The sequence below is a fragment of the Cryobacterium sp. MP_3.1 genome, from assembly GCF_035984795.1.
Lineage (GTDB): Bacteria > Actinomycetota > Actinomycetes > Actinomycetales > Microbacteriaceae > Cryobacterium > Cryobacterium zongtaii.
On the sequence record NZ_JAXCHV010000035.1, the window covers coordinates 1 to 12,945 of the forward strand.

11 protein-coding genes are annotated in these 12,945 nt (G+C 65.0%); 4 read left to right on the plus strand and 7 right to left on the minus strand.

The genetic code is table 11. The features are described 5' to 3' along the window. Positions 1 to 187 precede the first annotated feature (187 nt). On the minus strand, positions 188 to 586 hold the full coding sequence (locus RCH12_RS16130) for a VOC family protein (RefSeq protein WP_088457620.1): 399 nt from the start codon (positions 584 to 586) through the stop codon (positions 188 to 190). Between the two features lie 114 nt (positions 587 to 700). Here RCH12_RS16130 and RCH12_RS16135 point away from each other — a divergent pair, with 114 nt between their 5' ends. Genes RCH12_RS16135 through RCH12_RS16145 form a run of 3 tightly spaced genes read left to right on the plus strand, consistent with a single transcriptional unit; the run spans position 701 to position 2,092 of the window. Continuing rightward, entirely contained in the window at positions 701 to 988 is a 288-nt protein-coding gene (locus tag RCH12_RS16135) for a DUF1905 domain-containing protein (RefSeq protein WP_088457621.1), read from the plus strand. 11 nt (positions 989 to 999) lie between these two features. Beyond that, complete coding sequence (locus tag RCH12_RS16140; RefSeq protein WP_327017551.1) at positions 1,000 to 1,287, plus strand: hypothetical protein; 288 nt, start codon at positions 1,000 to 1,002, stop codon at positions 1,285 to 1,287. A 16-nt stretch (positions 1,288 to 1,303) separates the two neighbouring features. Beyond that, complete coding sequence (locus RCH12_RS16145) at positions 1,304 to 2,092, plus strand: alpha/beta fold hydrolase (RefSeq protein ID WP_327017571.1); 789 nt, start codon at positions 1,304 to 1,306, stop codon at positions 2,090 to 2,092. Between the two features lie 525 nt (positions 2,093 to 2,617). On the opposite strand, the gene RCH12_RS16150 is transcribed toward RCH12_RS16145, so the two are convergent. The 6 genes from RCH12_RS16150 to RCH12_RS16175 form a co-directional block, all read right to left on the minus strand. Beyond that, on the minus strand, positions 2,618 to 5,032 hold the full coding sequence (locus tag RCH12_RS16150; RefSeq protein ID WP_327017552.1) for an Ig-like domain-containing protein: 2,415 nt from the start codon (positions 5,030 to 5,032) through the stop codon (positions 2,618 to 2,620). A gap of 334 nt (positions 5,033 to 5,366) precedes the next feature. After that, a complete protein-coding gene (locus RCH12_RS16155; RefSeq protein ID WP_088457625.1) occupies positions 5,367 to 6,152 on the minus strand; it encodes a (S)-acetoin forming diacetyl reductase in 786 nt (261 codons plus the stop codon). Between the two features lie 81 nt (positions 6,153 to 6,233). Continuing rightward, on the minus strand, positions 6,234 to 6,836 hold the full coding sequence (gene nrdG / locus RCH12_RS16160; RefSeq protein ID WP_088457626.1) for an anaerobic ribonucleoside-triphosphate reductase activating protein: 603 nt from the start codon (positions 6,834 to 6,836) through the stop codon (positions 6,234 to 6,236). A 9-nt stretch (positions 6,837 to 6,845) separates the two neighbouring features. Next, positions 6,846 to 9,065 (minus strand): anaerobic ribonucleoside-triphosphate reductase, encoded by a 2,220-nt coding sequence (nrdD, locus tag RCH12_RS16165; protein WP_241979915.1) that lies wholly within the window; start codon positions 9,063 to 9,065, stop codon positions 6,846 to 6,848. A 210-nt stretch (positions 9,066 to 9,275) separates the two neighbouring features. After that, entirely contained in the window at positions 9,276 to 10,610 is a 1,335-nt protein-coding gene (locus RCH12_RS16170; RefSeq protein WP_327017553.1) for a TrkH family potassium uptake protein, read from the minus strand. A 210-nt stretch (positions 10,611 to 10,820) separates the two neighbouring features. After that, a complete protein-coding gene (locus RCH12_RS16175) occupies positions 10,821 to 12,341 on the minus strand; it encodes a SulP family inorganic anion transporter (RefSeq protein ID WP_327017554.1) in 1,521 nt (506 codons plus the stop codon). A 186-nt stretch (positions 12,342 to 12,527) separates the two neighbouring features. Here RCH12_RS16175 and RCH12_RS16180 point away from each other — a divergent pair, with 186 nt between their 5' ends. Next, positions 12,528 to 12,926: a MerR family transcriptional regulator gene (locus RCH12_RS16180; RefSeq protein WP_134407911.1), complete on the plus strand. Its 399-nt coding sequence runs from the start codon at positions 12,528 to 12,530 to the stop codon at positions 12,924 to 12,926. Positions 12,927 to 12,945: the final 19 nt, after the last annotated feature.

Sequence of the window (12,945 nt, forward strand, 5' to 3'; positions counted from 1 at the left end):
ACGTTCGCCAGCACGGCAAAAACAGCCAACGCCACCCCGGCAGCGGCCTAATAAAATGATCAGGAACAGTGTCCAGGACGCACGGGTCACCCCAGCCAAAAGCATCCTTGAAATCTCACTATTTCCTTATTGACGTGCGAACCCGGTCAGTCGAGCGTGTGTTCCGACGGGTCGGCGGGAGTTTTCGTCAGTTCGCGGACAGCTCGGCGTAGAGGTCCACGGAGTTGCCATCGGGATCCAACAGGGTCGCGTAGCGCTGGCCCCAGTGCGCGTTCCACGGTTCGACATGGGCAACGTAACCGGCGGTGACCAGCTCGGCGAAGGCCGCATCCACCTCGGCCGGCGTGCCTTTGTCGAACGCGAGCGCGATGCGGTGGCCGCCCGTGGGTGCGATGTAGTCGGGGTCGAATCCGCGAATAGTCGCGATAGTGTCCCATGCCAGGCTCGTGCCGTCATCGAGTTTCGCGTCGACGTGCGGCGCATCGTCGAGTCCTTCCTCGATCCGCACGCCCAGCGCTCGATAGAAGGCCAGCGAAGCGGCCATGTCACCCGTCACGATCCCGATGAAACCCAGTTTTAGTGTCATGCCGCCACCGTAGGAGACTTTGGCCGGCTGGGCAGCTGCTATTGGGATGAGCCGCGGGTGGCCGATACTGTGAACGGACGGTCCATCCAGGCGTGTCGATTGGAGATCCTTGTCATGAGCACCGAACAGGGCCCGATGCAGTTCTCCTTCACCGCTCCGATCGGAGTACTGGTGAAGGGCGAGATGTGGTCGTGTGTCGAAGTCCCGGGTTCGGTGGAGCTGTTCGGCACCGGGAAGGCCGTCCGGGTAGTGGCGCAGGTGGATGACCAGCCGGTGACGGCTGGCCTGATGCCCACCGGATCGGGTGGTCACATGCTCTCGATCAGCGCCAAGCTGCGGAAGAAGCTCGGCAAAGAGGTAGGCGACGACGTCGTCGTCCGGCTTTCAGAGCGGTTGACCTGAGGAGGATGCCAGTGGCCGTCAGCGAAAAGCTCGTGAAGGCTCAGAGCGAGCTCACCGACATCAACGTGCAAATCGACAACCATCCGCTCAACAGCAGCGCGCTGAAGGATGCGCGTGAGGTCGTTGCCGAGCACCGGGACGCGGGCAAGGATGCCGTCGAGGTCGCGCTCGCCGAACGCGGGCTGCCCAGTGCCGCAGCGCAAGGCAAGGCCCTCGTGCTCGGCGTCACGTCAATGTGGAACCTGAACCGCAAGCGCGTTGGTCTCGAAAATCGAATCCGCAGACTCGACCGCTTGTGACGTTGCGGCACTAGCGATGAAAATCAGACGAGGCGCGATCGACCTCCACATCACCGACACCGAAGGCTCTGGGCCTCCGGTCGTAATCCTTCACGGCCTGGCGGGCAGCAGCACCGAGATGGCTGCGACAGCTGCGGCTCTCGGCGATCACCGAGTGGTCACGGTTGACGCTAGAGGTCACGGACGCAGCACCCGCTTTCCGGACGACGTGTCGCGGGCGGCCCATGTGGCCGACGTGGTGTTCGTGATCGAGTCGGTGCTCGGGAGCCCTGTTTCCCTTGTCGGCCAATCCCTGGGCGGCCACACCGCTCTGCTGGTCGCAAGTGCCCGGCCCGATCTGGTGGAACGTCTCGTTCTCCTCGAGGCCGGTGTCGGCGGGGACGGCAACGAACAAAGCAGAGATGCCATGCGTCGCTTCTTCACGTCCTGGCCGGTGCCGTTCGGCAACAAATCGCACGCGCGCGCCTTTCTCGGTGACTCTCCGCTCTCGCGCGCCTGGATCGCCGACCTCGAGGTGCGGCCCGATGGGCTGTGGCCGCGCTTCGATCCCGACGTGATGGTCGAGACCATCGCTCACGTGGATGCTCACCCGCGCTGGCCGGAGTGGTGCGACCTCAACATCCCCACCCTCGCCGTTTTCGGCACCGAGGGAATGTTCTCTGCGGCAGCGAAGGATGAGTTCGTATCGCGTGGTTCAAAAGTCACGCGCGTCGACCTCGACGGCGGAAGCCATGATGCGCACCTCGATGCCTTCCCCCAGTGGATAGCGGAGCTCAGGGCCTTTCTCCCGCCGCCTCGCACCTAGCGGGAACATCCCCGCGGGCCCCGGCCAGCCGCTGATTTCGACGGTAACCGTGGCGACACCGGCTCCCAGCTCCACCTCAGTCGATGAAGCCGAATCCGATTTTCCCGAACCCGAAAGCGTGACGGGTCTCATCAACCGACACAGCCGCATCGGGGATCGGTCGTCCCAGAGAGTCGGCCAGCAGAACGCGGGCATCAGCGATGCAGTGGGTGAGCTCGGGAATGAGCGGGAACCGCCAGGGTGCGATGCGAGCGTCTCTGGCGCATCAGGTTCGCATTGCGGGCGAACCTCACTGAAAGTCAATCGTGCCAGGGCTAAATCAGTGCCTGCTTCTCGAGCGGGACGGTGGCCGTCGCGACTCGACCGCGAATGCAGTGAGTGTGACGGGCGCGACCTTGCCATCACTGTGCGTTCCATCTGTTGCAGCAAGAACCGCACCTCCGAAAGTGAACTCCCCATGAGGAGCCCAACTTTCGGGGTGCGGTTCAAGGTACTGTCAGGCCGGCGGATGGCCCAGTGGAGCGGCTAGCCCAGCTGCTGGCGCCGGCGGCGGAACAGGATGAGCGCCGTGCCGAGGAGCACCACTCCCAGACCGGTGCCCGCGACGCCGACCACGTTGACTCCAGTGGCGGCGAGCTTGCTGGTGGCCGCCGGAGTGGCAACCGGAGTGGCAACCGGGGGCACGACAACTACCGTGGCGGGCGCGTAGGTGATGGTCACGATCGCGGTGGTGGTGTTTCCGGCGGTGTCGCTGACCTCGTAGGTGACCGGCGTGGGGTTTCCCGTGAAGCCGGCCTGTGGGGTGAACGTGATGGCGCCGGTGGCAGGGTTGACCGTCCAGGTGCCCTCGCCCGTGACGACGAGCTTGGTGACCGGGTCACCCCTACCGTCGATGATGCGCACGGTGGCCGGGTCGAGGTCGCCGGAGTCGTTGCCGATCACGTCGACAGTGACCGGGGCACCCTGCGGGTTACCGACCGACTTGTCGTTCGCTGACTCCGGAACGAACGTGATCGTGACGTTGGCGGTGGTGGTGTTTCCGGCGGTGTCGCTGACCTCGTAGGTGATCGGCGTTGGGTTGCCTGCGAAGCCGGCCTGTGGGGTGAAGGTGATCGCGCCGGTGGCGGGGGCGACCGTCCAGATGCCCTCGCCCGTGACGACGAGCTTGCTGACCGGGTCACCATTACCGTCGATGATGCGCACAGTGGTCGGATCGAGGTCGCCGCGGTCGTTGCCGATCACGTTGACGGTGACCGGGTCACCCTGCGGGTTGTTGAGCGACGTGTCATTGATCGCGCCGGGGACGTAGGTGACAACGACGTCGGCGGCCGTGACCGTGCCGAGGGTGTCGGCGATGGCGTAGCTGATTGAGGTCGGGTTGCCGGAGAATCCGGCCTCCGGAGCGAAGGTGATCGCGCCGGTGGCAGGGTCGACAGTCCAGGTGCCCTCACCGGGCACGACGAGCTTGGTGACCGGGTCACCCTTGCCGTCGATGATGCGAACGGTCGTCGGGTCGAGGTCGCCGCGGTCGTTGCCGACCACGTCGACGAGGACCGACCTGCCCTGCGCATTGTTCAGCGACTCATCGTCCGCGGCCTCCGGGACGAACGTGATCGTGACGTCAGCAATGGCGGTCTTGCCGCGCGTATCGGAGATCACGTAGGTGATCGGCGTGGGGTTGCCGGAGAAGCCGTTCTCCGGGGCGAAGGTGACCGCGCCGGTGGCAGGGTCGACCGTCCAGGTGCCCTCACCGGGCACGACGAGCTTGGTGACGGGGTCGCCCTTGCCGTCGATGATCTGAACTGTCGTCGGGTCGAGGTCGCCGGAGTCGTTGTCGATCACCTCGACCGTGACGGGCTTGCCCAGCTCATTGCCTGTCGACACATCGTCGTTCGCCACGGGGGCGGGCTTGGGGGTCGAGGTGAAGGTGCAGGCGACGTCCTTCACACCGGCGGGGACGGTGAACTGCCCGGAGGTTCCGGTGCCCCCGGTGACCTGAGTACCGGTTGCCGGATCGACGCAGGTCCAGACCGTGTTGTAGGCGTCCGGGTTCGTGGTACCGGCGGGGGTCTGCTCGACCGTGTAGGTCTCTCCGGGCAGGATGAGGATCGGGCCGACGGTCTCCGATGTTTCGGTGCCGGTGGTGGTTCCGGTGTTGCCTGTGGTGATGCCGCCGCCACCGATGGTGACGGTGAACTGGTCGCCTTCTTCGACACGGCCTCCGGGGAGTTCCGTGGTCACGGCTGCGGTGAAGGGAACGGCGTTCGTGCCCAGGTCGGTGATCGCGACGCTGAGCGTGCGGCGCTCCAGGATGGCGCCGGTCACGGGGTTGGCCCGGAGGAAGCCGTCCGCCCCTCTGCCGGCGATGTAGATGAAGCCGTCATCCGCGAAGGCCATCGAGTTGAGGGCCAGACGGGAGTCGATCACGGGACCGACCTTGGTGGCGGCGACGGTGGCGCTGCCGCCGAGCTGATTCGCGTCGACGCGGTACAGCTGTGCGGTCTGGTCGTTGCTCGATACGAAGTAGAGGTTGCCCCGGCTATCGAAGGAGAGGTCACCGTTGCCGCCAGGCGCATCCGCCGCTGTGACGGACAGTACGCTGCTCGAGAGAGCGTTCGTGGTGGGGGAGTAGCTGCGGAACGTGAACGTGCTCCCCGTGGCCTGTCCGCCGAAGTAGAAAAGACCCGTGGCCGGGTCGACGCCGCCCATCGTGCTCGCCACTGTCGTGCCTACGCGGGCGGTAGTCTCCCACGTCTCGGACGATGCCGTGTACTCGAAGACGGTGGTCGGGTTCGTGAGCATGAGGGTGTTGCCGTCACCGGTGATACCGATCTGGTTCAGACCCTCAACACCGCCCGGAACAGTCAGAATCTTCGTGGTAGCTCCGGTCGCGCGGTCCAGCGCGACGATCTCGGAAGAGTTCGACTGGGTGGCCAGCATCTACGTCTCGGAGAACGGCTCGGCCGCGAAAGCGGCCTGCGGGACGGCGATGATCGTGCCGCCCGTCACCAGAGCGGCCGCGACTGCTGCGCTTCCCAGTTTCGGTAGCAAGCGGTGGGTGGGTCGTTGTAGCGATCGCAAACGACGATCCTCTCAAGTAGTGCTGCCCCGTGGGCGCGACTGGGGCCTCGGTCCGGGCGGAGCCGAGGCCTCCCAAACCCTATTGGCTGAAAGAGGCGTAAATCCCGTGCCGCGAACCCCCAAAATGGGGCGATTCCCGTGCCGCGAGCGCCCGGCGCTGCCGGAGGCAGCGCCGGGTCGCGGTCAAGCGCGACTAGTTGAAGACCATCCCACCGTCGACCACGATTGACTGGCCGGTGATGTAGTTGGAGTCGGGGCCGGCCAGGAAGGAGACGACTCCGGCGACCTCGGCGGTTTCAGACAAGCGGTCGAGGGCGATGCCCTTGGTGAACTGTTCCCAGCCCCACGCTTCAGGCTTGTCGTTGTCGGTCGCCAGCTTCTTCGCCAGGTTCTCCATCAGGGGCGTCTTCACGATGCCGGGGGCGAAGGTATTGACCGTGATGCCGAACGGCGCCAGGTCCCGGGCGGCGGTCTGGGACAGACCGCGAAGGGCGAACTTCGTCGACGAATACAACGCGAGGCCGGGGTTGCCGATGTGGCCGGCCTGGGAGGCGGCGCTGATGATCTTTCCACCGTGGCCGAGTTCCTTGAACGCCTTGGTGGCAGCCTGGATGCCCCACACCGCGCCGTTGAAGTTGATGGAGAAGATCTTCGCGATGCTCTCCTCGGTGATCTCCTCGATGGGAGAGGTCGGGGCGATGCCGGCGTTGTTGACGATCACGTCGAAGCCACCCAGTTCGGTGACGGCCTGCGCGACCGCAGCGAAGACGCTGTCTCGGTCGGAGACGTTGACGTGCACCGCGATTGCTCCGCCGGCCGTGCCACCGAGCGATTCGGCGACGGCGACGGCGGTCTCGAGGTTCAGGTCGGCGATGGCCACCTTGAAGCCGTCAGCGTGCAGCCGCTCCGCGACCGTCCGCCCGATTCCCTGTCCACCACCGGTGATGAGTGCGACTTTTCCATTCTCCGTGCGTGCCATGATCGTGCTTCCTATCTTCATTGTTCGAAACCTGTCGGCGGGTCGATGACAAAGTCACAACCGGACAGGCGGGAGGCGCAGCTAGATCAGCGTTTGCTTCACGAGCTGCTCATAGGTCTGGGTGGCGTCGAGCAGGTTGGTCCAGAGCACGGCGCGACCCGCGGCGCGGGACTTCTTCACGTCGATGATGCGCTGGTTGCTGCTGCCGCGGAATTGCAGCTTGAAGTCTTTCTTGGCGAGGTCGAATCGGCCATCCACGAGGATGTCTATCTGATCGAGCAGTTCCAGCTTGTCGGGGCTGTCGAGCAGCAGCTCTTCGTAGGAATACCCGGTCCACGACCAGATGTCCTTGGCTTGGCCGAAGGTCGCCCGCACCCGGCGCACCAGGGAGAGGCACACCCCGGTGTTGATGAAGGGTTCCCCGCCCAGCAGGGTGAGGCCCTGCACGTACGGTTGGGCCAGGTCGGCAAGGATCCGATCCTCGAGCTCGACCGTGTACGGCGTGCCATAGCGGAAGTTCCAGGTGGCCTCGTTGAAGCAGCCTTCGCACGCGAACAGACATCCGCTCACATAGAGGCTGCAGCGCACTCCCTCGCCGTCGACGAACATAAACGGTTTGTAGTCACCGATGAAGCCCTGGCTGAGCTTGTCGGAGAGCCATTCACCGGGTTTCGGGTTCCGCATAACGGCTGCCTACAGGGAGCCGCTGACGCCGGTGGCGCCAGCCATGTGCTTGACCCTGGAAACGATCTCCTGGTGGCGACCGTGCACCATCGGGCGGGCCTGCGGGTTGCCGAGGTAACCGCAGGTGCGCTTGACCACGTCGCAGCTGGCCGGGTCGTCGTTGCCGCAATCCGGGCAGGCGAAACCACGCTCGGTGGGGGTGAAGTCGCCGGAGAAGTCGCACTTGTAGCAGCGGTCGATGGGGGTGTTGGTACCCAGGTAACCGACCCGGTCGTAGGCGTAGTCCCAGACGGCTTCGAGCGCCTTGGGGTTCTGCTGCAGCACCGGGTACTCGCAGTAGTGGATGAAACCGCCGGAGGAGAACACCGGGTAGTCCTTCTCGAAGTCGAGCTTTTCGAACGGGGTCGGGTTCTTGCGCACGTCGTAGTGGAAGCTGTTGGTGTAGTAATCCTTGTCGGTGATGTTCTCCACCGACCCGAACTTGACCTTGTCGAGGCGGGAGAACCGGTCGGTCAGGCTCTCGCTCGGGGTCGAATAGACGCTGAACTGGTAGCCGTACTCGGCGCTCCACGCCTTGGTGTGCGCGTCGAGGGTCTTGAGGATGTCGAGGGTGAACGCCTTCGCCTCGGCGTCGCCCTCCCAGGCGCCGCCGAAGAAGGCCGCAGCCACCTCGTAGAGGCCGATGTAGCCCAGCGACACCGTGGAGCGGCCGTCCTTGAAGAGGGTGTCGACCGAATCGGTGCGCGCCAGCTGCTGGCCGAAGGCGCCGTAGACGTAGAGGATCGGGGCGTTCGCGGGGGTCGCCTGCTTGCACCGTTCGATGCGGTAGACCAGGGCGTCGCGGGTGATCAACAGACGCTCCTCGAGGATGCTCCAGAACTTCGCCCGGTCCCCGGCGGCCTCCAGCGCGATGCGCGGCAGGTTCACCGTCACCACGCCCAGGTTCATCCGGCCCTCGGAGACATCGTTGCCGTCAGCGTCGGTCCACCCCTGCAGGAAGGATCGGCAGCCCATCGGCACCTTGAAGCTGCCGGTGATCTCGACGAGTTTGTCGTAGCTGAGCACGTCCGGGTACATCCGCTTGGTCGAGCACTCCAGCGCGAGCTGCTTGATATCGTAATTCGGGTCACCCTCAGCGAGGTTGAGGTCGCGCTTGAGCGTGAAGATCAGTTTGGGGAAGATGGCTGTGCGCTTCTCGCTGCCCAGGCCGTCGATGCGGATCTGCAGGATCGCCCGCTGGATCTCCCTCTCGAACCAGTCGGTGCCCAGGCCGAAGCCCAGCGACACGAACGGGGTCTGCCCGTTCGAGGTGAACAGGGTGTTGATCTCGTATTCGAGGCTCTGCATCGCGTCATAGATGTCCTTGCGGGTCTTCTCCTCCGCATAGGCGTGGTGCTTGGTCTGGTCGCCGATCCACCGTTCCGCGTCGGCAAGGTGCTTGGCGAAGTTGGCGCGGGCGTACGGAGCCAGCAGCTCGTCGGTGCGGTTGGCGGAGCATCCGCCGTACTGGCTGGACGCCACGTTGGCGATGATCTGCGAGATCTGCGCGGTGGCAGTCTGAATGGAGCGGGGCGGCTCGACGTCAGCGTTGCCGATGCGGAAACCCCGGCTGAGCATGCCCGTGAAGTCGATCAGGCAGCAGTTGGTCATCGGTGCGTATGGGCTGTAGTCCAGGTCGTGAAAATGGATGTCGCCCTTCTGGTGCGCATTGGACACGTGCGGCGGCAGCATCTTGTGGCCGATGGCCTTGCCCACGGCCCCGGCGGTGAGGTCGCGCTGGGTGTTGAAGACGTCGCTGTCTTTGTTGGCGTTCTCGTTCACCACCGAGGAGTCTTTGCTGAGCAGGTTGATGATCGAGTGGTTGATGTCGGTGGACTTGCTGCGGGCGAAGTCGCGCTGGGTGCGGTAACCGATGTACTTCTCGGCGAGGTCATATTCGTGGCTTTCGAGCAGCGCGTGCTCCACGATGTTCTGCACCTCGTAGATCTTGATGTCGGTGCTGAAGCGGCCGGCGATCTCCCGGTTGACGGCGGCGACGATATCGACGATCGCCCGGTGCACGAGCGGGGTAATTTCGGTGTGAATCTCCACCGCGGCCTTGACCAGCGCCTCGTAGACCTTGGTGTCATCGAAGTCCACCCGGCGGCCGTCGCGTTTGACGACCTGGATGGCGACGACGTCGTCGCGGGTGGCAGTGGTCGGGGCCGGGGCGCTGATGCTTGGATTCACGCCTTCAGCATAGGGACGTCAGTTCGCCGAAATCACTAGATTTGGGTGCCCTTGGTCCCTGGTGCCGCTACATGTAGTGGTGGCGCGCCGTCGAGGGCCGGAAAGACGCCTCGGGATTCGCCGACCGTTTTGGGTGCACATCTGTGCACCCGAAACACGTGGGCGTGTCTGTCGCAGCTGTGACTTGTGCTTCGCCGGCACCCTCGCCGGTCAGCCGATGACGGGCTGTTCCTCCGGGTACTTGTAGAGCAGATTGCGGCGGCGCAGCGCCAACGCTGATGCCAACCCGATCGGTCCGATCCGGCCGGCGAACATCAACGCCGCGAGGATGTATTTGCCCGCAGGTGGCAGTTCCGCGCTGAGCCCCACGCTCAGCCCGCAGGTGGCGAAGGCGGAGATCACCTCGAAGAGAATATGGTCGAGCGACGCGTCGCTGACCAGCATGATCAGGCCGCTCCCGCCGAGCACCAGCGTTGCCCCGAAAAAGGTCACGCTGATGGCCACCCGCATGGTCTGCTCGGGAATGGTGCGCCCGAACACCATCAGGTTTTTGTCACCCTTGGCCTCGGCAACGATCGCCAGGAACAGCAGCGCGATCGTGGTCACCTTGATCCCGCCCGCGGTAGACGCCGACCCGCCGCCGACGAACATCAACGCGTCGGTCGCCAGAAGGGTCGCCGAGGTGGATGCGGCGGGATCCACCAGGGAGAACCCGCCCGACCGCATCATGGTCGACGCGAAAATCGACTGCATCACCCGCTCCCCCACCGAGAGGTCCCCGATCGTGGCACTGTTGGACCATTCCAAAGCGCCCCACAGTGCGGCGCCGACAACCAACAGGATGCCTGTCGTCGTCAGGGTGAGCTTCGTGTGCAGGTTCCACTTGCGCCAATGGGCCTTGGCCATCATCAGCACCAGGAACACCGGGAACCCGAAACTTCCGACAAGAACGCCGACCATGATGGGCACGAGGATCCACGGGTCGTTCTCGAACCCGGACAGGCCGGTGGCATGAGCGGTGAAACCGGCGTTGTTGAACGACGAGACGGCATAGAAGATGCCGTGCCAGAGGCCGCCGCTCCAGGACTGCTCCACCACTATGAACCGTGGCACCAGAAACACGGCCAGCGCCAGCTCCAGCGTCAGGGCTGTCAGGATCACCACGCGCAGCAGCGACTGCACCTCACCGAGCTTGGTGGTTCCGACCCCCTGACGGGCCAGGATGCGACCCTTCAAACCGAGATTTCGGGTCACCGCTCGAGTCAGGAGCAGTGCGATCGTGACGATGCCCAGACCGCCGATCTGGATGGCCAGCAGGATCACGATCTGGCCGAAAAACGACCAGTGCTCCGCCGTGTTGACGGTGACGAGGCCCGTCACCGTCATCGCCGAGACCGCTGTGAAAAGAGTGTCGTGGAACGCGGTGCCGCGACCATCAGCGGCGGCTATGGGCAGGCTGAGCAAGGTCGTGAACAGCAGCACAACGAAGAGAAACACCATCAGGGCCAGCAGCGCTGAGAAGTCGTGGACGACCAGATTCGACAAGCCCGTCGCCGTACGGGGATGCCCCTGCGTCTTCCGCCCGAACGAGGCGCGTGTCACCGCCACGGCCGGCCTCGGTGCCGTGAACAGGTGAGGAACACGTCCGCGGGATCTGCAGCGCCTTTCGGCATGTTTAGCCACCTCAGATGTCTAGGCTTCGGTCGTGCAACTGTACAGCCCGACCGCCCCGTCGCGGTCCTCCGAACCGGCGGCCTAGTGCCCGCCGCCGAGATTGCCCGCGAGACGCGCGTGGATGTCGGTGCTGGCTTCGTTCAGCCCGACGATCACGGCACGCTTGCCGTGGCGTTCGTACCTGTTGGTGATCGCGTCCAGCGCGGCCACCGTTGAGGCGTCCCAGATGTGCGAGGCGGACATGTCGATGACCACCCGGTCGGGGTCGTCGGCGTACTCGAACTGGGTGGTGAGGTCGTTGCTCGAGGCGAAGAACAGCGCACCGGTCACGGTGTACAGGGCCGTGGGCACGGTGTCCTCGGTGGAGACGGTGCGCTGAACGTTCACGAGGTGCGCCACCCGCCGGGCGAACGCGACCATGGCCACGAGCACACCCACCATCACACCGATGGCGAGGTTGTGGGTGAAAACGACAACCACGACGGTGGAGAGCATGACGGTGGTCTCGCTCTTGGGCATCCGCTTGAGCGTCGACAGGCGGATGCTGTGCCAATCGAAGGTGAGCACCGACACGATGATCATCACGGCCACCAGCGCCGCCATCGGGATGATCGCCACGACGTCGCCGAGGGCGACGACCAGGATCAGCAGGAACACCCCGGCGAAGAAGGTGGAGATGCGGGTGCGGGCACCAGAGGCCTTGACGTTGATCATGGTCTGACCGATCATGGCGCAGCCGCCCATGCCGCCGAAGAAGCCGGAGAGCATGTTCGCCACACCCTGGCCCCAGGTTTCGCGGGTCTTGTGCGAGTGGGTGTCGGTGACCTCGTCGACGAGCTTGGCGGTCATCAGCGACTCAAGTATGCCCACCATCGCCATCGCCAGGGCGTACGGCGCGATGATGGAGAGGGTCTCAGAGGTCAGCGGCACATTCGGGATGAACAGCTCCGGCAGGCTCTTGGGCAGTTCGCCCTGGTCGCCCACGGTGGGCACGGTGATCGCGATGGTGACGGTGGCGATGGTGAGGAGCACGATGGCCACCAGCGGCGCCGGCACGATCTTGGTGAACCGGGGCATCACGACCATGATGATGATCCCGATCGCCACCAGCGGGTAGACCATGACCGGCACGCCGAGCAGGTGCGGCAGCTGGGCGATGAAGATCAGGATGGCCAGCGAATTGACGAAGCCGACCATGACGCTGCGCGGGATAAACCGCATCAGTTTGGCCACGCCGAGCACGCCGAGTATCACCTGCAGCAGCCCGGCCAGGATGACCGTGGCGATGAAGTAGTCCATGCCGTAGTCCAGCGCCACGGGTGCGATCACCAGGGCGACCGCGCCGGTGGCGGCGGTGATCATGGCGGGGCGACCGCCGAGGAATGCGATGGACACGGCCATCACGAACGAGGAGAACAGCCCCACCCGCGGGTCGACGCCGGCGATGATCGAGAACGAGATGGCCTCGGGGATGAGGGCCGTCGCCACGACGAGGCCGGCGAGCACCTCCCGGGTAAGGATGCGCGGGGTGCGGAGCGCCGTCAGCACGGACGGGTCGGCCTTGTAGCGGTTGGGCGTGGGAGTTTTCTCAATGAGAGCCATGGCGGCCTCCAGCGACGGGGCCCGCGGTGCGGACCGGGATGGGGCAAAGTAGGGGGTGCGCCGGGTGCGCACGCCATCCGCCGAACCGGCAGGATGGAAGGGCTGGCAGCAGCGTCAGCCAACCAGCACAACCCTACCCTAACGTAAGGGTTGGTTTAGTTCCTGTGCGCGGGAGGGGTTTGAGACATGGCGACGGATGACGCACCGGCCACGATGCACATCGGCGAGTTGGCCGACCGCACCGGCCTGTCCCTGCGCACCATCCGGCACTATGACGAGGTGGGTCTGCTGAAGCCCTCCGGCCGCACCGAGGGTGGCTTCCGGCTGTACACAGCCGTCGACCTGGAGCGGCTGATCCTCATCCGGCGGATGAAGCCGCTCGGCTTCTCGCTGGAGCAGATGATGGCGTTGCTGAAGACCATCGACACCCTGGATGCAGCCGACGCGGCCGATCGGACCGCCGTGCGGGCCGACCTGGCGTCGTTTGTGACCCAGGCCGAGGAGCGCCGGCAGAAGCTAGCCGAGCAGCTCGCCATGGCCGACGAGTTCCTGGACCTCCTGCGCCGTCACGGCCGCGACGTGTAACACCCGCCGACGGGAGGGA